At 40.6% G+C, this 23,385-nt stretch carries 19 protein-coding genes; 4 read left to right on the forward strand and 15 right to left on the reverse strand.

Annotated features, from left to right (window positions below; translation table 11 throughout):
• Positions 1-31 precede the first annotated feature (31 nt).
• Together deoC and MPH60_RS12615 are read right to left on the reverse strand one after the other, a co-directional pair.
• Positions 32-697: a deoxyribose-phosphate aldolase gene (gene deoC, locus MPH60_RS12610; protein ID WP_245406432.1), complete on the reverse strand. Its 666-nt coding sequence runs from the start codon at positions 695-697 to the stop codon at positions 32-34.
• A 101-nt stretch (positions 698-798) separates the two neighbouring features.
• Positions 799-1,821: a LacI family DNA-binding transcriptional regulator gene (locus MPH60_RS12615; RefSeq protein ID WP_241594240.1), complete on the reverse strand. Its 1,023-nt coding sequence runs from the start codon at positions 1,819-1,821 to the stop codon at positions 799-801.
• Positions 1,822-2,473: 652 nt separating this feature from the next.
• Here MPH60_RS12615 and MPH60_RS12620 point away from each other — a divergent pair.
• Positions 2,474-3,238, forward strand: a complete 765-nt coding sequence (locus tag MPH60_RS12620) for a hypothetical protein (protein ID WP_241594241.1) — start codon at positions 2,474-2,476, stop codon at positions 3,236-3,238.
• Positions 3,239-3,332: 94 nt separating this feature from the next.
• On the opposite strand, the gene MPH60_RS12625 is transcribed toward MPH60_RS12620, so the two are convergent.
• The 7 genes from MPH60_RS12625 to MPH60_RS12655 form a co-directional block, all read right to left on the reverse strand.
• Positions 3,333-4,931, reverse strand: a complete 1,599-nt coding sequence (locus MPH60_RS12625) for a long-chain-fatty-acid--CoA ligase (RefSeq protein WP_245406433.1) — start codon at positions 4,929-4,931, stop codon at positions 3,333-3,335.
• Between the two features lie 67 nt (positions 4,932-4,998).
• Positions 4,999-5,403, reverse strand: a complete 405-nt coding sequence (locus tag MPH60_RS12630) for a PaaI family thioesterase (protein WP_063576637.1) — start codon at positions 5,401-5,403, stop codon at positions 4,999-5,001.
• 87 nt (positions 5,404-5,490) lie between these two features.
• A complete protein-coding gene (locus tag MPH60_RS12635) occupies positions 5,491-6,675 on the reverse strand; it encodes a thiolase family protein (RefSeq protein ID WP_241594243.1) in 1,185 nt (394 codons plus the stop codon).
• A gap of 58 nt (positions 6,676-6,733) precedes the next feature.
• On the reverse strand, positions 6,734-7,882 hold the full coding sequence (locus MPH60_RS12640; RefSeq protein WP_241594244.1) for an acyl-CoA dehydrogenase family protein: 1,149 nt from the start codon (positions 7,880-7,882) through the stop codon (positions 6,734-6,736).
• Positions 7,883-8,018: 136 nt separating this feature from the next.
• Complete coding sequence (locus MPH60_RS12645) at positions 8,019-9,191, reverse strand: thiolase family protein (protein ID WP_241594245.1); 1,173 nt, start codon at positions 9,189-9,191, stop codon at positions 8,019-8,021.
• A 102-nt stretch (positions 9,192-9,293) separates the two neighbouring features.
• Positions 9,294-10,562: an MFS transporter gene (locus tag MPH60_RS12650; protein ID WP_241594246.1), complete on the reverse strand. Its 1,269-nt coding sequence runs from the start codon at positions 10,560-10,562 to the stop codon at positions 9,294-9,296.
• 93 nt (positions 10,563-10,655) lie between these two features.
• Complete coding sequence (locus tag MPH60_RS12655; protein ID WP_241615833.1) at positions 10,656-12,257, reverse strand: long-chain-fatty-acid--CoA ligase; 1,602 nt, start codon at positions 12,255-12,257, stop codon at positions 10,656-10,658.
• An 844-nt stretch (positions 12,258-13,101) separates the two neighbouring features.
• On the opposite strand from MPH60_RS12655, the gene MPH60_RS12660 reads away from it, so the two are divergent.
• Positions 13,102-13,893: a GntR family transcriptional regulator gene (locus MPH60_RS12660; RefSeq protein WP_241594248.1), complete on the forward strand. Its 792-nt coding sequence runs from the start codon at positions 13,102-13,104 to the stop codon at positions 13,891-13,893.
• A gap of 236 nt (positions 13,894-14,129) precedes the next feature.
• Here the strand turns inward: MPH60_RS12660 and ttdB are convergent, their stop codons facing one another.
• Genes ttdB through MPH60_RS12675 form a run of 3 tightly spaced genes read right to left on the reverse strand, consistent with a single transcriptional unit; the run spans position 14,130 to position 15,938 of the window.
• Positions 14,130-14,741: a L(+)-tartrate dehydratase subunit beta gene (gene ttdB / locus MPH60_RS12665; protein ID WP_241594249.1), complete on the reverse strand. Its 612-nt coding sequence runs from the start codon at positions 14,739-14,741 to the stop codon at positions 14,130-14,132.
• Positions 14,738-15,649 (reverse strand): L(+)-tartrate dehydratase subunit alpha, encoded by a 912-nt coding sequence (gene ttdA / locus MPH60_RS12670; RefSeq protein WP_241594250.1) that lies wholly within the window; start codon positions 15,647-15,649, stop codon positions 14,738-14,740. The genes ttdB and ttdA overlap by 4 nt, the downstream gene beginning before the upstream one ends.
• Positions 15,630-15,938, reverse strand: a complete 309-nt coding sequence (locus tag MPH60_RS12675) for a hypothetical protein (protein ID WP_241594251.1) — start codon at positions 15,936-15,938, stop codon at positions 15,630-15,632. Before MPH60_RS12675 ends, ttdA begins: the two co-directional genes overlap by 20 nt.
• 714 nt (positions 15,939-16,652) lie before the next feature.
• On the opposite strand from MPH60_RS12675, the gene MPH60_RS12680 reads away from it, so the two are divergent.
• Positions 16,653-18,017, forward strand: coding sequence for a citrate:proton symporter (locus tag MPH60_RS12680; RefSeq protein ID WP_241594252.1), 1,365 nt, complete (start codon positions 16,653-16,655; stop codon positions 18,015-18,017).
• Positions 18,018-18,344: 327 nt separating this feature from the next.
• Here the strand turns inward: MPH60_RS12680 and MPH60_RS12685 are convergent, their stop codons facing one another.
• Positions 18,345-18,485, reverse strand: coding sequence for a hypothetical protein (locus MPH60_RS12685; protein ID WP_241594253.1), 141 nt, complete (start codon positions 18,483-18,485; stop codon positions 18,345-18,347).
• Positions 18,486-18,536: 51 nt separating this feature from the next.
• On the opposite strand from MPH60_RS12685, the gene MPH60_RS12690 reads away from it, so the two are divergent.
• Positions 18,537-18,944 (forward strand): Hsp20/alpha crystallin family protein, encoded by a 408-nt coding sequence (locus MPH60_RS12690; protein WP_241594254.1) that lies wholly within the window; start codon positions 18,537-18,539, stop codon positions 18,942-18,944.
• Positions 18,945-19,008: 64 nt separating this feature from the next.
• Here the strand turns inward: MPH60_RS12690 and MPH60_RS12695 are convergent, their stop codons facing one another.
• Entirely contained in the window at positions 19,009-22,140 is a 3,132-nt protein-coding gene (locus MPH60_RS12695) for an SbcC/MukB-like Walker B domain-containing protein (RefSeq protein ID WP_241594255.1), read from the reverse strand.
• Positions 22,137-23,282 (reverse strand): exonuclease SbcCD subunit D, encoded by a 1,146-nt coding sequence (locus MPH60_RS12700; RefSeq protein WP_241594256.1) that lies wholly within the window; start codon positions 23,280-23,282, stop codon positions 22,137-22,139. The genes MPH60_RS12695 and MPH60_RS12700 overlap by 4 nt, the downstream gene beginning before the upstream one ends.
• Positions 23,283-23,385: the final 103 nt, after the last annotated feature.

The raw sequence follows: 23,385 nt of genomic DNA on the forward strand, positions 1-23,385 counted from the left end.
TTAAAAGCGCTTATACGATTCTTAATCAGTATCAGTATCCATCCATTACTGCTTCACCTTTCATAATCCTCACACCCGAGCTTGCACCTACACGGGTAGCACCAGCCTCAGCCATCGACTTCAAATCTTTTAAATCACGAATTCCTCCGGATGCCTTTACGCCAGCCTTCCCCTTAACAATCTTATGCATTAATGCAACATCCTCAACCGTTGCTCCCCCTGTTGAGAATCCAGTGGACGTTTTTACGAAATCGGCACCTGCACGAAGTGAAATTTCGCAAGCAAGAACCTTCTCTTCCTCAGTAAGCAACGATGTTTCGATGATCACTTTGACAAGTGCCTTTGTTTTAACAGCATCTATAACAGCACGAATGTCAGCTTCAACCTCCTCATATTCGCCTGATTTCAGTAAACCAATCGCTAAGACCATATCCACTTCTTCGGCGCCATTTTGAATCGCATTCTCTGCTTCAATAGCTTTCACTGCAGCCGTTGAGGCTCCTAGTGGAAAACCGATGACTGTACAAACCTTCACATCGCTTCTTTTAAGTTTCTCTGCTGCCGTTTTCACCCAGACTGGGTTTACGCAAACAGAAGCAAAACCATATTCTTTAGCTTCTTCACAAAGAGTCACTATCTGTTCTTTTGTTGCCTCTGCCTTTAACAAGGTATGGTCAATCATTTTTGCAGTAATCATTTTAATCTCTCCCTTTCTCTAGTTAGAATAAAACGCTTTCAATATATAAAAAGGTAGCGGGCGACCAGATGAATCGAATTCCTAGTGCCCTTTTCATATAATCAGAATGTATGATGCACCAACCGGCAAGACTCCCGGATTTTAAGCTCCGGAGACAATAGATACTCCCGCTTCGGAAGCTCCCCTTTGAAACAAATCCGCTCATGCAGAAGCATAAAGGCAATCTCCCCTATAGCATTCATTGGCCTTGCAACTACACTAAGCTTCGGGCTCAAAAATGTCGCTATATCCACATCATCAAAACCTATAAATGACACCTCGCTGCCAAGCTTCCAATTTAGATCGGCCAGCGCTTTCATACAGCCGATAGTCATCATGTTGTTGGAAGAAAAAATAGCAGTTGGCCTATCATCAAGATCAAAAAGCTTTTCAGTACACGTATAGCCGCTTTGCTCTCCAAAATCTCCTTGAATGATATATTGTTCATCTAATTCAATGTTGTAGTCATCCAGGGCATTTTTATAACCCCAGAACCGTTCTAGACCAGGGGTCGTGTTTTGTGGCCCGCATATAATTGCTATCTTTCCATGCCCCTGAAGAATCAATTGCTGGACAGCCTGATAGGCCCCCTTCTTGTTATCAACAAGAACAGTATCCACTTCAAATTTTTTGATGCTTCGATCAACTGCTACTACAGGAATTTCCTGTTCTTCAAGCAGTTTTAGGTGTTCACCATCTTCATTGGCCGTAGTGATAATCACACCATCCACACCTCGCTCGATAAAATTCCTCACAATCTCTTCTTCGATTTTTGGTGATTCATTCGTACTGCTTAAAATAGTAAAATATTCTTTTTCACGAGCTTTTTGTTCAATCCCTGCCATAACAAGCGGAAAGAACGGGTTCATGATATCAGGTACAATGACCCCGATTGTATTTGTTTCTTTTCGCTTCATGGTCCTTGCGGCGGCACTGCGAATATAGCCCAGTTCCTCAATGGCCTTTAGAATCCGCTCTTCCGTTACTTTGCGAACGCCACCTTGGTTATTAATGACCCGGGATACAGTTGCAATAGAAACGTTTGCAAGGTTTGCAACATCCTGAATATTTGGCTTTGACTCCATCTTTTAACACCTCAAAATGTAAACGTTTAGATTTTTTAGAATAAGTGTGTATAAAACAAGTAAAAATCATTAAAATAATTAAATTAAAAATGTAAACGTTTAGATTATTCTTGAAATTAGATTAACAGGTTGTTTATGTAATAGCAAGCAATTTTGTATGCGGTTACATGGATTTTTCGTACCGAGTCACTTGAGATGATTTACATTCCAGTCTTTTTTCACCTTTTCTGGTTACTTCCTTTTTTTTCGCTTAGTCCTTTTTTTCGCTTAGTCCTTTAACTCGTTCTTTTAATTTTAGGCTCTTTTCGTAAAGATGGTTGTTTTTAAAACGAAACTATATAAGGTTGATTGGAGCGGAAGTACGAGACTCCTGCGGGAGCAGCGGGACAGGTGAGACATCACAGGCGTTTACGCCGAGGAGGCTCACCGCCCGCCCCGCGGAAGCATCTGGAGGGGAAATCAACCACACCGCACTACTTGGCAAATAGCAACAAAGATGCGAAAACAGCCTAATTTTAGGATAAGGTAATGCATATGTTTTCAGGCACTCTTCTTCCCTTCTTTTGCAAAAAAAATGGTATATTATTCTTTGACATCAATGGTTTAAGACAAGGAGTGATGAAGAATTCGTAAACGTTGGATCATTTCAGCAATGGTTGGATTATTGCTTATTTATTTAAGTCTAATTGCCTTCAATTATTTCAAGAGCGATAAAACCGAAAAAGGGAAAAATGCGGAAACCAAGGAATCCAAAATTCCTGAGGTGGAGGACTATGGCGGGATCCATCTTAAAAAAGTCGGCGATAAGGTTCGCCAAAAAAATTGGGGAACATTCATATTACTAGAAACGAAGTCTATTAATGAGTCATTTGAATTGGCACCCATGGTCATCACAGTCAAGGATATCCGCAGGATTCAATTATCATCACTCACAGATGAAGCAAGGGAGGAGCTCAAGTCCTATACGGGATTGAGTTTTGAAGAGGCCTATTCGATATATTATAAAGAGAATTTATCCATGGAGGAAATCGATCAACAGGCGGCGTTGTCTAAAACGGATATCGATGAAGAGGTTTCTTATCTAGAGATTACTTATTCTGTCGAAAATAAGGATTCGAAGGAACTTCAGTTCTTCAGCATGGAAAATGTTACTTTCAATAATGATCTTACATATGATGTGCCTTCTAAAAATTTCATCCATTCCGGGGATACTTTTATAGGGACAAAAAAAGTAAGTCGATCAGATTACCAACCAGGAGAATTGAGAAAAGGCACAATTGGTTTATTGGTTGATCCCGAGGCAAACATTGATCGGCTCGATTCCTTTTCATTCACTACCGATGATATTGCGGATGGTGAGTCTCATGAATTATTAGTGGATGGGACTTCATTTGAAATTCCCCTAAAAGGAAAGTAGTTTAATAGTCTATAAACCCTAAATAAGGGGAACCTCGAAAAAGGTTTCACTTATTTAAGGTTTCATCAGAGCTCCCATATTATTACTGATATGCTTATCTCTCCCCTGCAGTAGGGCTCTGCGATGCTTCCTCCATTAATATTCTGCGCAATATTTTCCCGACAGCTGATTTTGGCAGTTGCTCCCTGAACTCAAAACTTCGCGGCACTTTATATCTGGCCAATCGTTGCATGCAAAACTCCCTGATTTCCTGCTCCGTGACTGCCTTTCCTCTCTTTAAGACTATAACCGCTTTTATCGTTTCACCTCGGTAAGAATCCGGTACCCCATATACACAAGTCTCTTTTACGGCTGGATGCTGATAAATAATATCCTCGACTTCAATTGGATAAACATTATATCCGCTTGCAATGATCATATCTTTCTTCCTGCCTACGATATAAAAATATCCGTCTTCATCCATCGTCGCGATATCCCCAGTGTAAAGCCATCCATCCCGCAAAGCAGTTGCCGTTTCCTCTGAATTCTTCCAATATCCCTTCATTACTTGGGGACCTTTAATGATCAGTTCGCCTCTATCACCTGCTGGCAATTCATCAATACCTGTTTTCAGGTCGACGATTTTAGCGTCGGTATTTGGATATGGGATTCCGATACTTCCTGGTTTTTTCTGTCCTATGACTGGATTGCGGTGGGTAGTGGGTGAAGTTTCAGACATTCCAAATCCTTCAAATATTGTAACCCGTAATTTTTTTTCGAACTGTTGAATGATTTCTATCGGGAGCGGGGCAGAGCCACAGCTGCAGTACTTTAAGCAGCTTAAATCGTCCGCCGTTAAATCCGGATGATTCAGTAAAGCAATATACATGGTCGGGACACCAGGAAAAATGGTTGGCCGATGTGTTCGAATCAAATCTACCACTTTATTTATTTCAAATTTCTCTAATGTGATAAAAGTCGATCCGGCATATATGGCACTATTCAATCGTCCATTACCAAACACATGGAATAATGGGGTCAAGCCAAGCATCCGTTCCCCAGGCCTTTGGAGTTGAAGCGCATTTGCCGTGAAGGCAAAGTCTTGAAATACATTCGAGATCAAATTAAAATGCGTGAGCATGACCCCTTTTGATTTCCCTGTAGTCCCTCCTGTATATTGGAGTACAGCCACAGCTTCCTTGGGGTCGATAGCCAGGGCAGGAAGTTCCTTATCTTTCCTTGATAAACCCGTTCCAGTTTCCATTAATTGCTCGGCAGATATGAAGGTTAACTTATCAGAAAAACTTGATAGCACTAATTTTTCCCGCTGTTCCTCACGCCCAATGAACCAATTGGCTTCTGAATCCCGTAATATATAATCCAATTCACCCGACTGATACAGTGGGTTCACTTGAACGACCATACCTCCCAAACGATGAATGGCGTAATAGGCAATGATATATTCTAGACCATTTGGCAGCATGATTGCTATACGATCGTCTTTTTGAAATCCACGGTTGTCTAAATCCACAGCAAAACAATCTGAGGCATCCTTTAATTCCATAAATGTCATTTCCCGATCCCCATCTATTACGGCTTTGCAGGTTGGGTAAAGTTGGGCTGAACGTTCAAGGAGTCCATATAATGACAATGTAGGAATGTCAATTTCAGCAGGAGTTTCTTTCGGATAAAATCCATGCCAATTTCTAGTCAATTTTTTCACACCTCATTCTTTTCTAATAAAATGGAACATAGGCAAGCCAACTTTGGTCATCCTTTCCTCATTTATCACGAATGATTTTAAAAATCCCTGTGCCCTTTGCAATGATGTTGCCTTCAGCATCTTTTATTTCTCCTTCAGTAAAGGCAATTTTGTATCCTTTTTGAAGGACTTTTGCTTCCGCGAATAGTTCCCCGCTTGAAATGCTGGCTAAATAATGTACAGTCAAGCTTGTCGTCACGACTTTAGATTTGGTGACGGAACGAGTCACCATTCCTAGAATGGTATCCAGCATGGTGGCATGAATGCCCCCGTGCAGTGTTCCATTAACATTAAGTAAATGTTCTTCAATGTTTAGCTTTATTGTTACATTCCCTTCTTCAAACCGAATGATTTCAAACCCTATATGTGAAAAGAATGCACTACTTTCGAATTGATTCCGAATATCCTCCACTTCAACTGGCAACCTTTCTCCCCCCTCATTTATGCGCGATTCAACTTATATACGGAAAGGAGCAGAAACGTATAGGGTTTCCACTCCTTTATCGTTGGCCTATATCGTTTCAATCATGATAGCCATTCCCTGTCCGCCGCCAACACAAAGTGTAGCCACTCCGTATCTTTCTTTCCGGCGAATCAGTTCATATATTAGCGTTGTCACGATCCGGGCGCCCGTCGATCCGACTGGGTGTCCAAGTGCGATCGCTCCCCCATTTACATTCACTTTGTTTTCATCTAGCGATAAATCCCGGATTACTGCCAATGCCTGTGAAGCGAACGCTTCATTTAATTCGAAAAGCCCGATTTCCTCTACTTTTTTCCCAGTGCGCTCCATAAGTTTTCCGACGGCTGGTACTGGACCAATTCCCATCACTTCAGGGGAAACACCCGCGGTCGCCCAATCGACGATCTTTGCGATTGGTTTTATTTGTAACCGTTTCGCTTCACTCGCTTTCATCAATACCAATGCAGCCGCCCCGTCATTACGGCCACAAGCATTCCCTGCAGTGACGGTTCCGTTTTCCCTGAATGCCGGTTTTAAGCCTGAAAGTTTTTCCATTGTGGTTTCCGGACGCGGATATTCATCCGTTTCAATGGTAACCGTACTCTTCCTGTCAGAGACCTGAACAGGAACGATCTCAGCTTTGAACTTTCCTTCTTCTATCGCTTGCGCCGCTCTACGTTGACTTTCCACTGAAAAGGCGTCTTGTTCTTCCCTGGAAATGCTGTATCGTTGTGCGACATTTTCAGCGGTAATCCCCATCCCCAAACTTTTTCCGTAAATTTCTTGAGGCTGCTGCCCTGCTTCAGTATTAGAATCCACTAGCTTAGTCCTGTCACCCCCAAAACGGGCACTTCTTAAATAAAGCGGTGCACGGCTCATGCTTTCCGTACCGCCGGCAACGACAATATTTGCTTGACCTGAGCTTATCTGCTGTGCTGCTGAGGTGATGGCCTGCATTCCAGATGCACATAACCGGTTTACCGTAAAAGCCGGTGCAGAATCGGGAATCCCTGAGCGCAGAGCTGCCACTCTCGCGACATTCGAGGATTCGGTCGTTTGCCTAACCTCCCCGAAAATGACTTCATCGACTTGTTCTGCTGCAATATTCGCTCGCTTGATCGCTTCTTTGATGGCTATGCTCGCCAAATGACCGGAACTAATCTCTTTAAATGCTCCACCGTATCTTCCAATCGGTGTACGAACAGCACTAACGATTACGATATCTTCTCCCATTTTGTTTCTCCCCCTTGAAATTCCAGATTCATACCTGCCCAAATCAAACAGTAAGAAATTAACACTCTTCCAAGACATTCCTTGCTATGATTAAACGTTGGATTTCATTCGTTCCTTCATAGATCTTCGTTATCCGAGCATCCCGATAAAAACGTTCAACCGGATATTCAGCCATATATCCCATTCCGCCATGAATTTGAACCGCTTTATCCGCGACCCGATTAAAAACGTCTGAAGCGAACAGCTTTGCCATTGATGCTTCCTTGATCACTTTTTTTCCTTCATCAATCTTTTGTGCCGCCATCATCGTCAATGCTCTTGCGGCTTCCGTTTCAGTTGCCATATCAGCAAGCATCCATTGAATCGCTTGGTTGTCCGCAATTGGTTTGCCGAATTGAATGCGCTCTTTTGCATATTTTGCTGATAATTCAATCAATTTACCGCTTGATCCCACTGATCTTGCAGCTAAACCCACACGACCTTCACCTAAAATTTTTAGGGCAGAGATATATCCCATTCCGACTTCGCCGATAACATTTTCTTCAGGTATGATACAATCCTCGAAAATGACCTGTGAGGTATATGACCCCCTTAACCCCATTTTTTTGTCCTTTTTGCCGACAATTAAACCGGGAAAATCTCTTTCTACTAAAAAAGCTGTAATCCCGCCCTTTGCCCCTTTATCTTTATCCGTTAAAGCAAATACGGTATAAACATCAGCTATCGGTCCATTCGTGATGAAATGTTTCGTCCCATTCATCACCCAGTAATCACCCTTCTTTTCTGCACTTGTTGCTAAATTGGTTGCATCCGATCCCGCTCCTGGTTCAGATAAAGCAAAGGCGCCAATTTTCGTGCCTGCTGCCATTTCAGGCAAATATTTATTTTTCAAATGTTCGGATGCAAGCTTAACAAGACCTGTACTGCCAATCCCGGTGTGGGCGCTTATTAATGAAACAAATCCATTATGGGTCCTTCCTAACTGCTCTAATACGGTAGCCTTTCCAACAGCATTCAAGCCAATTCCACCGTATTGTTCGGGAATGCTTATTCCGAATAAGCCAAGGTCTTTAGCTTTTTCCACCAAATGCTCCGGGATGGCATCTTCTTCTTCAATTTGTATGGCGTACGGCTCGACTTCCCTTTCAACAAAATTACGGATCATTTCCTTCATTTGCTGCATTTCCTTGGTTAAAGTGATTGTCATGAGTTTATTCCTCCTTAGGTCTGTTCATGAGCAGCCATTTACAGGCTTCTTCATAGGGCATATAGGGCTGTTATCATTTAATCATGCAATGGAATTCATTGTATTCTGGTAAATTAGGGTCCTCACTCTTACAAAATCAGGCTTCACGTTCAATTATCGTAGCAATTCCCTGCCCGCCTCCAATGCAAGCCGTAATAAGAGCAAACCTTCCGGCAGAACGCTTCAATTCATAAACCGCTTTCGTAATGAGGATGGCACCCGTCGCACCTAGTGGGTGTCCATGGGCAATGGCTCCCCCGTTCACATTCACTCTGGCGGGATTCATATCAAGCTCCCGATTGCAAGCAATGACTTGAGCGGCGAATGCTTCATTAATTTCAATGATGTCCATGACATTTAAGGAAAGCCCTGATTTCTCCATTACCTTCCTTATGGCGGGAACAGGTCCTATTCCCATATAATTTGGATCTACCCCTGCAACGGCCTGGGCCCTAATCGTCGCTAAAGGCTTTATCCCCAATTCCACCGCTTTTTCCCTCGACATGATGACCAATGCTGATGCGGCATCATTCAATCCCGAACTATTGCCTGCAGTCACGGACCCGCCTTCTAAAAACGCAGGTGGTAATTTGGCTAGCCCTTCTTTCGTTATTTGCGGTCGTGGATGTTCATCCAATTTAAATTCGATATCGTCACCTTTTCTGACGGGAATGTAAATAGGCGTAATTTGCTCACTGAAACGGCCCTCTTCCACGGCTCTGGCCATATTTTTTTGGCTTTGCAGAGCGAATTCATCCTGTTCTTCCCTGCTGACCTCATATTTTTCCGCTAAGTTTTCAGCCGTGATTCCCATCGGGGGATCGCCGATCGCTTTCGGGGACAACCGGGACTTTCTGAACTGCGGTGGTTTTGAACTGTATGGTTTTTCCGGTCGGTCCATCAAGTATGGCGCCCTGCTCATGCTCTCTACCCCACCGGCGATATAGACATCGCCTTCGCCAGCCCAGATCGCTTGTGCAGCCAAGTTGACAGCATTTATTCCCGAGCCACATTGACGGTCGACAGTCAGTCCCGGAAGATGAATCGAGAGGCCAGTTTCGAGTGCAGTTAACCTGGCAATGTTTCCACCCCCGCTTAACACATTCCCCATGATTACATCGTCTATCATTCGAGGTTCGACATTCGCTCGTTTCAAGGCTTCTTTCATCACTTCTGCTCCAAATACATGGGCAGGAACCGATGCAAGTGCACCTCCCTGCTTTCCAATTGCTGTTCGAACTGCAGAAACTATGACGGCTTCTCTATTCATTTCCCATCCGCTCCTTTTCCTTATATTCACACCATAATTTGAAGGCATCCCTTCTCTATTCACTTCACTAGTTTCATTGAATGTAAGCAGGTCCGACCCTGCTTATGAGGACTTAAGGTCAAAGTTATCAGAACTTTTATTTTTAAGTTTCCCGGCCGGCTTAACGAAAATCGCAAACAGGATGCCAAAAGCAAGTACAAGGATGGCCATGAACAATATCGATAGGTTATAACCCAATAGTTGATTTCCTCCAGCTAAACTTATGATATAGCCAGTTAATAGAGGTGCAACAATGCCCGCTAGATTTCCTGATGATGTTAAGATGCTTGTCATCAATCCCCCCCGCTCCTGCATTTCATTGATCATGATCGTTGGTCCGATCGGTAGAATGGCATATGTAAGGCCCTTTGCTAAACACATGGCGACTATCACCCAGATTGGATTTTGAAATACCATGATTGAGGAAAAGAACAATGCACCAAGAATCATGGCGCCCGCGACGACGAATACCCTTGATGATCGCCAATTCTGGTTCTTCTTGAATAAATGATCGGACGCCATCGAAACACCCATATAAATACATACGGAAACGACTCCGATTATCGCAACGCTGGTTCCCATTTGACCTGGAGTCATTTTTACGGCTTCCACTAAATAAATCGGGAGCCAAACAGAAAACCAAACAACTAAAATATACGTTGAAAAATAAGCGAGCGTAGTAAACAAAGCAGTAGGTGAAGCCAATAGCAGCAAAAAGTCTTTCACTTTTATTTTTTCCAGTTTTTGTTTCTTTTTCTTTTGTACATTTTCGTATACTTCAACCGGATTTTCCTTTGTTAAAAATTGAAAGAGGAAGAACCAAACAAGGCTTGCTGCACCAAGTGCTGCAAAGGCAACCTTCCAGCCAAATATCGTAATTAAGGAAACGAGGATCGGTGCCACGATCATCGCACCAACGGTCCCTCCGCCAACAACCACCGAATTGGCAAAGCCTTTCAGTTTCGGCGGAAACCACTTATCGGCATGACTGTAAGCAATCGGGCTATAAGGTCCTTCGAATGCACCCAGCAAAATCCTGTATAGAATTAATAATGGAAGAGCGGTGATGGCTAAGACCCCGAATTGCAAGACGGTCCATGTCAGCATGATGAACCCCAGTACCTTTTTAGCCCCCAGCCGATCAGCCCATGCTGCCCCAAAAATCCCTGTTACTGGGTAGAGCCAATAATAACTGCTTCCAACAAGACCCCACTCCGCATAGGTAAGATTGAATTCCTTCATGATGGGAACAGCTGCGAGACCCACGATCGATTTATCTGCAAAATTGATGACGGCTCCAAAGAATAATAGAATGAGAACAACCCAACGCATATGAACCCCTCCTCTTCTTAATTTTTGTTTACAAACTGGCACGACTTCCAACGTAGGCTACACCTTAGATGTTTGAACCACATTCCCCCTCTTTCAATCCTTTTCTAATTCCTCTTTAACTAACAATCTTTTTAAAAGTTTACCCACTGTATTTCGCGGAAGTTCTTTTCTCAATTCAAATACTTTTGGTACCTTATAAGGCGTCAATTGGGAATAACAATATCCTTCTATTTCTTCAAGATCCACGGAAGCGCTTTCTTTAGGTACGATGAACGCTTTCACTATTTCGCCTTTTTCTTTATGGGGGATGCCAACCACAGCTGCCTCTTTAATGGCCGGATGTTCATACAGAACCCCTTCTACCTCCTGCGGATAAATATTGAATCCGCCGACGATGATCATTTCTTTTTTCCTGCCAACGATATAGAAATATCCTTCGTCATCCATCACAGCAAGATCGCCAGTATATAGCCAATCATTCTGTAAGGCCTTTTTGGTTTCCGCTTCGTTATTCCAATAACCCTTCATGATTTGCGGGCCTTTTATGAGCAACTCCCCGACGCATGAGTTAGGCACTTCATTATTTTCATCGTCAATGATCATACAGTCCGTGCCTGGAAAAGGAATGCCAATGCTTCCTATTTTCCTTTTTCCGAAGGGCGGATTACGATGAGTGGAGGGTGAAGCCTCCGACAAACCGAAACCCTCTCCGATTTTGGCACCGGTGAGCTCCTCAAATCGCTTAATTACTTCAACCGGCAGGGGCGCCGAACCACAAGAACAACTTTTCAAACAATTCAATCCATAGTTTTCAATTCCTGGATGATTGACGAAGGCGTTATACATCTTTGGAACCCCTGGAAAAAAAGTCGGACGATACTTTTTTATTTTTGCAAGTACATCTTCAAGTTCGAATTTAGGAAATAAGAGGATGGCAGCCCCAATATAGATACCTAGATTCATTGCACTTGTCATGGCATAAACATGGTAAAGAGGGGTAGCTGCCAAAACGATTTCTTCGCCAGGTTTCAGGGAATCCCCATACATTTCAAAGCTCTGCACGACATTGGAGGTTAAATTATGGTGAGTAAGCATGACACCCTTCATCTTCCCAGTGGTGCCGCCAGTATATTGGATGACTGCAGTATCTTCATGGGGGCTTATCACTACGGGCTTCTTAATCGCATCCCCGGTTTCAATCATCGTTTGAAGGGAATAAGAACTGTTTTGATCATTTTCCGCATCAATGCAAACATCAAATTCATATATCGCTTTCGTTTCTTCGATTGTATTTGCAGCCGTTTGGTCAAATACAATATTCTTGGTATTTGAGTCTATTAAAATTTGCAATAGTTCCCGCGGTTTATACATGGGATTAATTTGTACAACCAACAGACCCAGTGCCTGGGCAGCGTAATAACTGATAATGAAATAAGGATGGTTAGCCATCATCAGACCAATCCGTTCACCTTTAACAAAGCCCATTTCTCTCCATTTACCAGCAAGTTTGTCTACCTGCATTTTTAAATTCTCATAATCCATTGACTGATCTTCATAAATGATGGCTGTATGGTGTGGAAACTTACTTGCTGTTATATCAAGCAGTGAATAGACGGATATTTCCGGTAGCTTCATAGATTTCATACTTTCAACATACCATTGCTCCCATGGTTTATTTATCGTTTTTCGCACCATTATCCCTCCACACATAAACGAATTTCATATCGTGCATGTTTGTTTTATACTTATATGATTATGCAACTTGCATGCCAAGTCCTACTTTTGTGTAAAATCGCTTAGTATCAAAAACATTCAATTCATTAATGAATTTTATTAGCATATAATGCCTTTCTGTAGGGGATTCATCGAAATGCCAATAATTCATTTTTGAATTCTATCAGGCTTTTATTGGTTTTCTAACAATATTTAAAAATTGGTTTTTACCATATTATAGATTATAACTACACATGAATCGTGATTTAGACCTTATCCATGCTGTATTAAAAAAATTTGAAAAGCCCATCCAGCTAAGGATGGGCAAGTGTAATATTTACTGAAACTTGGCTAACGAGTCCATTAAATAAAAAAGCTATAGCTCAACTTCCATTCCTGGATATTTAGCATTTGCGCATTTGCAGACAGATTTTTTCGCTGTGTCCAAGAATCATCCAAGCCACTTTCACTAATTAGCATCTCTCTTAGATATGTTTGAAGAACAGTTCATAAAAACTATGTGTCGATTAAGAAAAGGGGCTGCCACAGCAACCCCTTTTCTAACGAAAACCCCTTTACTATAAGAAAAATCGGCCAAATCCTCAGGATATAGAGTGTTTTTTTTGTAAATAATAAGATAATGATCACTTTTCCCCTTCACCAAGATTATCTGTTTTTCTATTTTATCAATTGAGTGAGTGATTGCTTTTCTGTTATGATTTTACTTGTAAAGTCATAATATAACCTTGTTAATCAAAACTTACTCAACAGAATTTGGTTATGTGTTACATAAAATTTGAAATTTGTCGGGATGAGTGATAATGAAATGAATAATCAAAAAACACCCCAAACAATTGATTCTAATGTTAAAAGACTAGATCAGTCTGACCTTTCTCTAGCTGTTCGTTCATTTTTATCCAATTTAGATGTAAATGGAGAGTCACGATTGCCACAACGTGCTTATCTAGCTGTTCGACATGCGATTCGCCACCTTCAATTGCCGCCTGGACAGACTGTGCTAGAGAGGGAAATGGCAGAAATCCTGGGCATGAGCAGGACACCTGTACGTGAATCACTTGTCCGTTTGGAAACGGAAGGCTGGGTACGGCTCATGCCGCGTCGCGGTTTTATTGTTGCACCACTTGTAGCAGATGATCTTCAACAGATTTATGAAGTGGTGGAAGCGCTCGATGGTGTTGCAGGCAGACTCGCTACCGGTCGTGCTACTCACCAAGAGTTAAACCAACTTGAACATCTGATTGAAGAACAAGAAAAGGCACTGGAACTAAACGATCTGCTTGCATGGACAGAACTTGATGATCAATTTCATAATTATATTGTTGATTTAGCTCAAAACCCACGCCTCAGAGGGATTGTTGACAGTCAGTCTGACCAACTCTATCGCGCACGCTTATACACCATTGGGCTTCGCCCAAAGCCAACACGTTCAGTGACTGAACATAAGGCGATTTTAGCAGTCATGCGAGCAGGCGAGCCTGAAGCTGTTCGAACTATGTTGCAGTCTCATCGCTATAGAGCGCGCAACGAAATTCTTGATGCCCTTCAATCTATGCCTCCATTACCCGAAGAAACGGGAAATAACGAGACTTTTCCATGATGTAAGAATCTATCATTATGAATAAAGAAAGGCTGCAGGGATTTCACAGAAATCAACTACAGCCTTTTTTTATTAGACAGTCGTACTTAATATGGATAAATCGTTTTGATATTTTGTTAACTATCATAAACTAACCCATTATGGAAATTCCGTAATATACTTTTCCGTTATGTTGCTGATAGCAAACTATCGTTTGTGTTTTTTGTAATACCTGCACGAGCACATCAACCCATAACTTACTTGATGAATCTTACTTGTTTGCTGATTAACTCATATTGTTCTTCCTTCTTTTTATTGAACTCCACCTTATTTTCTTCAAAGATGTTATTTCCTTCTGTATCAATGGAAACGATAAGAGGGCCGAACTCATTCACTTCACATACCCAAAGAGATTCTGGCATTCCAAGGTCTTTCCAGTGTACTTCTCTGATCTGTTCAACCTTTGTTGCCGCATAAACAGCATTTCCAGCTGGATAGACGAGATGCAGTGCTTTATGATTCTTGCATCCTTCTTCAGTGTTCTTCCCCATTCCACCTTTTCCAACAATAAGTTTAACACCTGTTTCTTCGATAAATTCCTTTTCGAATTTTTCCATTCTCATACTCGTTGTCGGACCAATAGAAACAATTTCATACTGTTCCTTTCCAAGGTCTCTAACAATGGGACCTGCGTGAAATATGGCTTTGCCCTTAAGATCTACAGGTAAAGGGATTTTCTCTTCTATGAGTCTCCTGTGGGCAACATCTCTGCAAGTAACCAGTGTACCTGATAGGTAGATAATATCCCCAATTCTTATGTCCCTAAGATCCTCATCTTTTATAGGTGTGGTTAATACTTTTTTACTCATAGTGTTACCCCCTCGTGAGTACTTATTTCATAGTTCAAATTACTGTCAAAGGTGATCTTTCCTCTTCTATGGGACCAGCACCCTGTATTAACAGCAACTCCAATAGTAGAAGGATGTCTTGCCGTATTCACAACATTTACACCCATGACAGATTTAGATCCCTTAAGTCCCTGAGGTCCAAGTCCAATAGCGTTAATTCCATCTTCAAGAAGCTTTTCCATTTTAGCAGCATTTTCATTTTCATTATGACTTCCAACAGGTCTCATAAGAGCTTTTTTAGAGTTCATAGCTGCAGTTTCTACAGAAGTTCCGACGCCTACACCAACAAGAAGTGGAGGACAGGCATTTATTCCATAACTAGTCATCCGATCGAGTACAAACTTTACCACACCCTCATAGCCTTCACCCGGCATTAGAACAGTCGCCACTCCCGGGAGGGTACAACCTCCTCCTGCCATATAAGTATAGATTTCCACTTTATCACTGTCTTCTGCAATTTCCCAGAAGATGCTTGGTGAACCGTCACCGATGTTTTTTCCTGTATTGTATTCATCAAATGTTTCTACAGAATTGTGTCTTAATGGAGTTTCTTGTGTTGATTTATACACACTATCCCTCAGAATACTATCTAACTGTCCAATCAGGGGGAAGTTCTGTCCGCACTTGACAAAAAACTGGAGAACACCTGTATCCTGACATGAAGGTCTCTTTAACTCATAAGCCAGCTTCTGATTATCAAACATGGTTTTGTAAATGATTTTTGCAAGCTTATTATCTTCCTCTTCACTTAGTTCTTTCAGTTTACTTTCAACATCATCAGGAAGTTTGTAGCTGACAAGAGAGACAAACCTTGCCATCAAATCAGTCATCTTTTCTTTTTGCTGTAACTTATCCATAATAACACTCATAATAACTCTCCTTTTTTATCTTTAGTATTTTTGTGTAGAAAGGAAGAAAATTGGTAACTGCCTTCAAAGCTCTAATGAAAGAATTTTCTGACATCAACACTCCGGCTCTAGCTTTATTTATTGCTAAGCTACGAGAGTGAACTAACAAATAACAGGATCGCGTTAAATCTTTTAGCATCCACCATATGCCCATTTTCGATATACCCACAAACTTAAAAGGGGGGAAATCGCTTTCAAAAGAAAATTTCACGCCTGATGCTTGAGCTAAATGAGTCAGTACATGAACCATATTGTTTATCTCCTTTCAAATTTCTTCATCAGGGGTGGATGCAAAACAGGTTTTTCCTTCTTTGCTAGCTCTCCTACCTTTTCAGATTTCTTGCATGTGAATCAGCGTAATGTAAATATCTTATGAGCTAATTATTAAATAACGTATACATTAAAGTCAATGTTTTTATTTCACATTATTTAAATTAATTTTTGGGCAAAAACACAATTACTCCTCTATATAATGTGTTCTTCAACATTTTTTATAAATTTCACATTAAAAGAAGTTGAATATTCTAAAAATTAAGTTGACATTAACGTATACATTAACATACAATCAAATTTAGAAATACAAAGGGTGATATTATGGATGCGCTTTCAAATAAAATTTCCTTTTGTAATCATTCTTAAGCTGGAAAACTTAGATTTCAGAAAAAAATCCTGTCACTCAAAAATTAAAGAAATGGAGGTGTACGTAAAAAGAGAAAACGTTTAGTAACATTGCCCTACCAGTGTATTCTCCAACATCACACGATTTGTTTTTTCGTATTATCATAAGGGATGAACATTTTGTATACGCTTCCATTGCTAACAAGTTAGTTTCATCAAGTAAATGAAAAAGAACCTAAAAACCTCATTAAAAGTTGGCCCTTCTCGCTTAATAGCGCAGTAATATACTTAACTATTTAAAATTACAAATAACTTAAGTTCATACTTAATACGGGAGCTGGTTTGTATGTTAACATTCCTAGCATTATTAATGATCATTGTATTCATTGTACTTCTCTCAAAAAATAAATTATCTGTTTTCGGGGCATTAACAATTATTCCATTTGTTTTTGGAGCAATTGCAACCTTTGTAACGGGCGCTTCCTTTTTGGATCTCTTTGAATGGATTAAAGAAGGTATTTTATTTAGTGTAGATGAAGAAACAGGGAAGGTTTCTACTGGGGTTATTTCACCTGCTATTGTTATCTTATTTGCGGTGTTGTATTTTGGTTTAATGCTAAATGTCGGTTTGTTTGACCCTTTATGTGAATTTTTTATAAAAAAGGCAAAAGGGGACCCATTGAAAGTGACCATGGCAACGGTTTTAACTGCAACAGTAGTCACTATGAATGGGGATACCACTACAACTATTATCATTTGTGTTGCTGCTTTCCTTCAGCTTTATAAACAAATGAATATTAAGCTAATTTATTTAGCAGTAATTATTGTTACTCCTATTGGAATTTTTAATCAGTTACCATGGGGAGGCCCAACAATTGCCGCAAGCACGGCAATGGGGGTAAGTATTAGCGAATTGTTTAAAGATTTATTGCCAGGAATGCTAGTTGCTGAAGTGTTTGCAATTTTTATGGCTTATTTTATCGGAATAAAAGAAAGAAAACGCTTAAACTTTGATCCTAAGACTGCTAAAGATATTTCTCCAGAGCAATTGGAAAGTATGTTAAACGCTATTCGTCTAAAAGATCCGGAATTAAAGAGACCTAAACTATATGCTTTTAATTTGATTTTAACGCTTGCTATTTTAGTTTTGCTTGTGATGGATGTTGCACATGGCGGTGTTTTATTTGGTATAGGTGCTGCAATTGCCCTTACGGTAAACTATAAGTCTACAAGTCTTATTAATAAACGAATTGATGATTTGGCAGCAGACGCTTTAGCACCTGCTTTGGCAACTTTGGCTGCCGGGGTTTTCTCTGGCGTCTTAACAGGTAGCGGGATGTCAACTGCTTTAGCAACATCTATTACAGCTATGATCCCAGAATCATTAGGCTCAAATATGGCACCAATCTACGCATTAATTGCAGCACCTGCAATTACATTTTTACCGCAGGATGCTTTCTACTTTGGGATTGCCGGGGTTATGTCAGATGTTATGGGCCAATATGGAATTTCTGCTAGCGAAGCAGCTGTAGCTTCCATGGTGGGACAAGCATTCCGCCTAATTTCACCAGTTATTCCAGCTTTATATATGTTAGTTGATTCTACGGAGACAAACTTTATAGACTTTCAAATAAAGTATGTAATTTATGCTTGGCCCATTATACTTATATACCTAGTTGTTTATACATTAACCGGGGCATTGCCGATATAGAAAAAAGTCCTTATAGGAATTCACTAAATTACTATTTACAGGAAGGATCTCGTTTTCTTGATTTTTTCCATTATTATTACCTCCTAACTATATATTTAGTGAATTCATAATAAACTAAGTTTCTACTTGTTAATTTCAAAAGTGATCAATGGGATTTCAGAAATGATACGGTTCTGCTGAATTTGTAACAAAGTTTGCTTAAGAGGAAACAGATCGAGTATTTTCAGAATCGCAATTATTCTTGAATTGTATTAACTTTAATGGCATGATCGATCAACTTGATTATTTATAAAAAAATGACCAACTCATTTAGAATTGGTCATTTTTTTATTGAAATCCATCTACTTTTTGCTTCCCTTTTATACCCACATACCCATCGTTCCTTTGCATTGGTTGTTTTTTCATTTTTTCAACCACTTTTTCGGAAAACTTTTTATCATCATCCATTTTCACTTTTTCATTCACCATTCTTCATGCTCCTAACATATAATACATCAAAGGAAAACCGGGGGTATCAACATGCAAGACAATCAATATGGATCGCAAATGAATGAGGTTGAAAAGTTTGATGAATGGGTAAAAAGTTTTTTTCTGGATCCGGAAACTTGTGCGTTGGATCATCAACTTTTTTCAATTGATATATACGAAAGTGACGATGAGTATATGGTGGAAGCGGTTTTGGAAAATCATGATGTGAAAGATATAAAAGTTTGCCTATGTGATAATGAGCTATCGATCATCGTTGACGATACTGATAAGCCAATTCTTGAAAAAAAAGAAGATAAACTACCCACACAGAGAAAAATCCCTTTCCCCTTTTCGATTTGCTCACGCAGAATTACCGCTGAATTCTCGAATCCGATTTTGGTGATTCGCATCCATAAGTTTTCCCCCGGAAAAACAGCTGAAGATATTAACATTGAGTAGTCCGTTCATTAAAAATAAAAAGAATGGCCTGGGGAACCTCCCCTTAGCCATTCTTTTTTCTTGATTACCCAGCAAAATAAAAGGACGTCCGGCTTCCTTTTTGTGTCGAAATAACTTGAAGCTGGGCATCGATTCTTTCTTTCAATTCCGGGACATGGGATATTATCCCGACCAATCTCCCAGTGCTTTGTATATCCATTAATGCTTCAATTGCATGATCAAGAGATTCAGGGTCGAGCGTACCAAAACCTTCATCGATGAACATCGTTTCAAGTGAAATTCCGCCAGCATTCTGCTGGACAACATCCGCAAGACCCAAGGCAAGTGCAAGGGAAGCCTTAAAGCTCTCTCCTCCCGAAAGGGTTTTGACATGCCTCTCTTGTCCAGTATATTGATCATACACAGATAACTCCAGACCGCTCTGGATATTCCTGCGTGTAGGATCAAGCTTTCGCAATAACTGATATCTTCCGCTTGTCATTTTCAGCAGCCTTGAATTGGCTTGTTTTAGGATATCATCTAAAAAGGCTGCCAGTACATAACGTTCAAAAGTTATTTTGAAGGAGTTTTGACCTTTGGAAATCTCAGACAGATGACCAACGATACTGTACCTTTCATCCAAACTTTTCTGTTCTTCCCTGATTTGCGCCAATTTCCTATCGATTTCTTCGTTAGTCCGTTTTTCAGCCTGCAGCTCATTCTGATTTAGGCGTAAAGACTCCAATTCTCCATCTATAAAATCGAATGTCTTTTTCAATCCTTCAAGATCCGGTTTGGTCACATCTTTTAATTTCATTTCCAAATCATGAAATAGACTTAAAACACTTTGCCAATTTTGATTATACTGCTGAACTTGGTCTTCCAAATTTCCAAGAGCAGCTTCCGATTTTTTTGCTGCCGTATATTCTTTATAATTGGAAAAGCCTTGATTGGTCATCTCCGTAATTAACTTTTCGCGCTCCTCTTTCAATTCTGTCTTGAAAGCCTCTATATTTCCACTCAAGGATTCTGTTTTTGCAATGATGGCCGATTCTCTTTCCTTCACCAGTTGAAGGTTTTTTTGTGCATCTTCCAAGGCTGATTGTAAGCGTTTCTGTGTTTTTACAGCCATTTGGTAAGCAGCATTATATTCTTCCTCTGTCCGTATTCCGTCTGGCAGGGAATCTGTTAATCCTGTTAGTTTTGTAGAGTTTTCAATATACCTCGTTTTCCCTTCGTCCTCTTTCCTTTCTAAAGAGATCAGATTCTCCTTTAGCTGGGTCGCCTTGTCTTTTAAATCCAGCAACCTTTTTTCCAGATCATTGAATACAGACTTTTTCCGCATCAATTCTTTAAGATGCTCTTGCAGCACTTTTCCTTTTTGTACAAACTGTCTCAAATGCCCTTCAATTTCCTCAAACCTAAACTCCGGCATGTCAAGTTGTAAGTCACTAAGCTTTTCTTGTGAGGACTCTGCCAAAGCATCATATTTGGATTTCGCTTGATAATATTCACTTTCCGCTTGGCTTTTTTGTTGTTCCGCAAATTTCAGTTTGTTTTCTTGCTCTTTCAGTTCCAAATCTGTCGGCATATGCTCATGCATTTGCGCAGGTTTTGGATGACTTTGCGAACCGCAAACAGGACAGTTTTCTCCAGAGTGGAGCATGGAGGCAAGCATACCCGCTTGGCCTGATCGCCAGTTTCGATTCAGGGTTTCCAGTTTTTCCTTCTCCTGAATTTGTATTCTTTGTAACTCATGGAACCGATTATTCTTTTCATCCAGAACCCGTTTTGTATTAGTGATTTCATTAAGAACTTCTTGAAGCTTTTTAATTTTCGATAACAATGAATTATTTCTTTCTGCTTCAATTTCCTGCTCACGATAAAGGGCAGCGGCTTTTTCCGCTTCTGTTTTTTCTTGAGCGACTTTCTCTGCTTCCGCTTCAATCGACAGATGTTCCGAAACAGTTTTTTCACGAAGTCGTTTACTGGTTTGCCACTCTTTTTCGTCTGAAGTAACCTGTGCTTTCAAGCTTGCAAAAGTCATGACAGCCTCTTTTACCTGCTCAAGCTGATGAACAGTTCGGATTGCCTGCTCTCTTTCATGTTCCTTCAGCATTTCCTTATCATAGGAATCCTGCTTCTCAATGCGCTCAGCCCGTAGCTTTTCGGACTGCTCACTTAACTTTTGGAGTTCGGCATTAGCATCTTGTACTTGTTTGCCGATACGCAAATAGTATTGTTCCTGCTTTTCAAGCGATGCCGCTTTGTGTGCCATTTTTATTTGGACTTTCACTAGCTCCATTTCTGGCAGCCTTGCTTCAAGAGCCTCCTTTTCTTTTCGCAGTGTTTCTTTTTCCGAAAATCGATTTAATAAATCGACAGCTTTTGAAAGTTCTTGATTTACTTGATCACGAGCTTTTTGCTTTTCCTGTATTTGTTTATTTATATACTCATTTTTTTCTGTTGCTTGCAAAATGACTTCCTGTAACAAGGGCAAGACCTGCTGTTCATTAGGCTCTCCCCCTTGTAATTGCGCCTGTAACTCTTCATGATTGCCAGGCTGGATGCTTTTCATTAATTCAATTCTTCGTTGAGCACTTTTTTCACTTTGCTTTCTTAGGACGGAAGCCTCTTCTTTTAATTTTTCTTCTATTCGTTTATAAAGTTCAGTATGAAATAATTTCTGAAGAATCTGTTCCTTATCCTTGCTGTCGGAAGTTAACAGTTTTCGGAATTCATTCTGAGGAATCATCAGGATTTGCCGGAATTGATTCGCATCAAGACCAATGAGTACTTTTATTTTCTCTTCAACTTCTCGTACATTTGCACCGAGCAATTTTTTTCCTTCTGCCAATATCTCATATAATTCAGCCTTTGCTCCAACCGTAGTTGTCCCTTCACCTGCTTTTTTCTTGCGTTCCTGCTGCGGCGACCGGGTCACCAAATACGTTTTTCCACGCAGGGTAAATTGTAATGAGACTTCCGTCAACATATCATCTTCTGCAAACTGACTTCGCAAATCTTGCCCGCTACGATCTTCACCGCTGGCTTTACCATATATCGCAAAACTAATCCCATCAAATATCGTAGTTTTCCCTGCGCCTGTCTTTCCAGAAATGACAAACATGGTCCGTTCTCCAAGGGAATTAAAATCAATGGTTTCCCTTCCTGCATATGGTCCGAATGCCTGCATCGTTAAAATATCCGGTCTCATTTTAAAGCCTCCTCTTTCTTAACAGCTTCAATTACCGAAACCATCAAATCCTGCTTTTTGGAATCAAAGTCCCGATCTGTCATTTCTTGATAAAACGTCTCGAACAGGTCCAATTCTGATTTCCGTTCATCTTTTACAGAAGAGAAGGAATTTTTTCTCCTAAGGTCCGTCAAATCCCATTTACGTTCTAGATGTAGTACGTTCGGATAAATCTGGCGCAAGCGATTAATGGGATCGATGAGTGCCCCCTCATCATTTAGTGTTATTTTTAAATAGTCATCCATTTTTTGCGATTGATAAAAAGCGGGATCAAGCAACTCTTCCATCGATCCTGATATTTCCCTCATATCGAACTTGGGTGCCAAAGAACGATAGCGTATATCAAAGCTTCCATCTTCTTGCATATCGACGATGGAAAGCGACTTATTCTGCTTAGCCTCTGAAAAAGAATATTTTAATAGTGATCCAGAGTAAAACACCTTAGGATGACGTATCGCGTCTGGACTATGCAGATGCCCAAGTGCCGTATAATCGAACGCATCGAATAAGTCGGATGAAACACAGCCAGAACCACCTACCGACAAGACCCTTTCCGAATCGCTCGTTTTTCCGCCTAATACAAAAGCATGTCCTACGAAGACATTCGGCTCATCCTTATTGAAATTCTCAGCAATCGTTCCGGTTATCCGCTTCATCGCTTCTTGATGGGAATGGATACTATCATCTTCAAAAAGATGGCGAACCGTTCCGGGTTCTGCATATGGAACACAATAAAAGTTCACGCCCTTGATGCGAACCGGCTCACATGCTTTTGTCAATTTCCCATGAATGTATAACTGACTATGACGATACCATGATGTACCGAATGAAAGTCTTTCCGCAGAATCATGGTTTCCCGATATCGCAACGATCGGTGTATTCATTTTCACATTAATCGTATAAAGGATTTCATCTAGAAGCTCAACCGCTTCAGTCGGCGGAACGGAACGATCGTATAGATCACCGGCAATCACAACCGCATCCGGTTTTTCCTCTTCGACAATTTCTATGAATTGCAAGAGCGCATGCCTTTGGTCATCTGTCATATGTACCCCGTGAACGATTTTCCCTAAATGCCAATCAGCCGTATGGATAAATTTCATAGTTTCACTCCGTCCTAATTTTTACTTACTATTATTATATCAAAAATTTTACGAATAGCATGGTTTGGGTACAGACGTTCTAATTTTTACCACACTGCACCTT

This window comes from Peribacillus sp. Aquil_B1, from assembly GCF_022603275.1.
Classification (GTDB): Bacteria; Bacillota; Bacilli; order Bacillales; family DSM-1321; genus Peribacillus.

Excerpts from the sequence above, each read along its gene's own strand:
- deoC (WP_245406432.1), bottom strand. The coding sequence starts at position 697 with ATGATTACTGCAAAAATGATTGACCATACCTTGTTAAAGGCAGAGGCA.
- MPH60_RS12615 (WP_241594240.1), bottom strand. The coding sequence starts at position 1,821 with ATGGAGTCAAAGCCAAATATTCAGGATGTTGCAAACCTTGCAAACGTT.
- MPH60_RS12620 (WP_241594241.1), top strand. The coding sequence starts at position 2,474 with ATGGTTGGATTATTGCTTATTTATTTAAGTCTAATTGCCTTCAATTAT.
- MPH60_RS12635 (WP_241594243.1), bottom strand. The coding sequence starts at position 6,675 with ATGGGAGAAGATATCGTAATCGTTAGTGCTGTTCGTACACCGATTGGA.
- MPH60_RS12640 (WP_241594244.1), bottom strand. The coding sequence starts at position 7,882 with ATGACAATCACTTTAACCAAGGAAATGCAGCAAATGAAGGAAATGATC.
- MPH60_RS12645 (WP_241594245.1), bottom strand. The coding sequence starts at position 9,191 with ATGAATAGAGAAGCCGTCATAGTTTCTGCAGTTCGAACAGCAATTGGA.
- MPH60_RS12650 (WP_241594246.1), bottom strand. The coding sequence starts at position 10,562 with ATGCGTTGGGTTGTTCTCATTCTATTATTCTTTGGAGCCGTCATCAAT.
- MPH60_RS12655 (WP_241615833.1), bottom strand. The coding sequence starts at position 12,257 with ATGGTGCGAAAAACGATAAATAAACCATGGGAGCAATGGTATGTTGAA.
- MPH60_RS12660 (WP_241594248.1), top strand. The coding sequence starts at position 13,102 with ATGAATAATCAAAAAACACCCCAAACAATTGATTCTAATGTTAAAAGA.
- ttdB (WP_241594249.1), bottom strand. The coding sequence starts at position 14,741 with ATGAGTAAAAAAGTATTAACCACACCTATAAAAGATGAGGATCTTAGG.
- ttdA (WP_241594250.1), bottom strand. The coding sequence starts at position 15,649 with ATGAGTGTTATTATGGATAAGTTACAGCAAAAAGAAAAGATGACTGAT.
- MPH60_RS12675 (WP_241594251.1), bottom strand. The coding sequence starts at position 15,938 with ATGGTTCATGTACTGACTCATTTAGCTCAAGCATCAGGCGTGAAATTT.
- MPH60_RS12680 (WP_241594252.1), top strand. The coding sequence starts at position 16,653 with ATGTTAACATTCCTAGCATTATTAATGATCATTGTATTCATTGTACTT.
- MPH60_RS12685 (WP_241594253.1), bottom strand. The coding sequence starts at position 18,485 with ATGGTGAATGAAAAAGTGAAAATGGATGATGATAAAAAGTTTTCCGAA.
- MPH60_RS12690 (WP_241594254.1), top strand. The coding sequence starts at position 18,537 with ATGCAAGACAATCAATATGGATCGCAAATGAATGAGGTTGAAAAGTTT.
- MPH60_RS12695 (WP_241594255.1), bottom strand. The coding sequence starts at position 22,140 with ATGAGACCGGATATTTTAACGATGCAGGCATTCGGACCATATGCAGGA.
- MPH60_RS12700 (WP_241594256.1), bottom strand. The coding sequence starts at position 23,282 with ATGAAATTTATCCATACGGCTGATTGGCATTTAGGGAAAATCGTTCAC.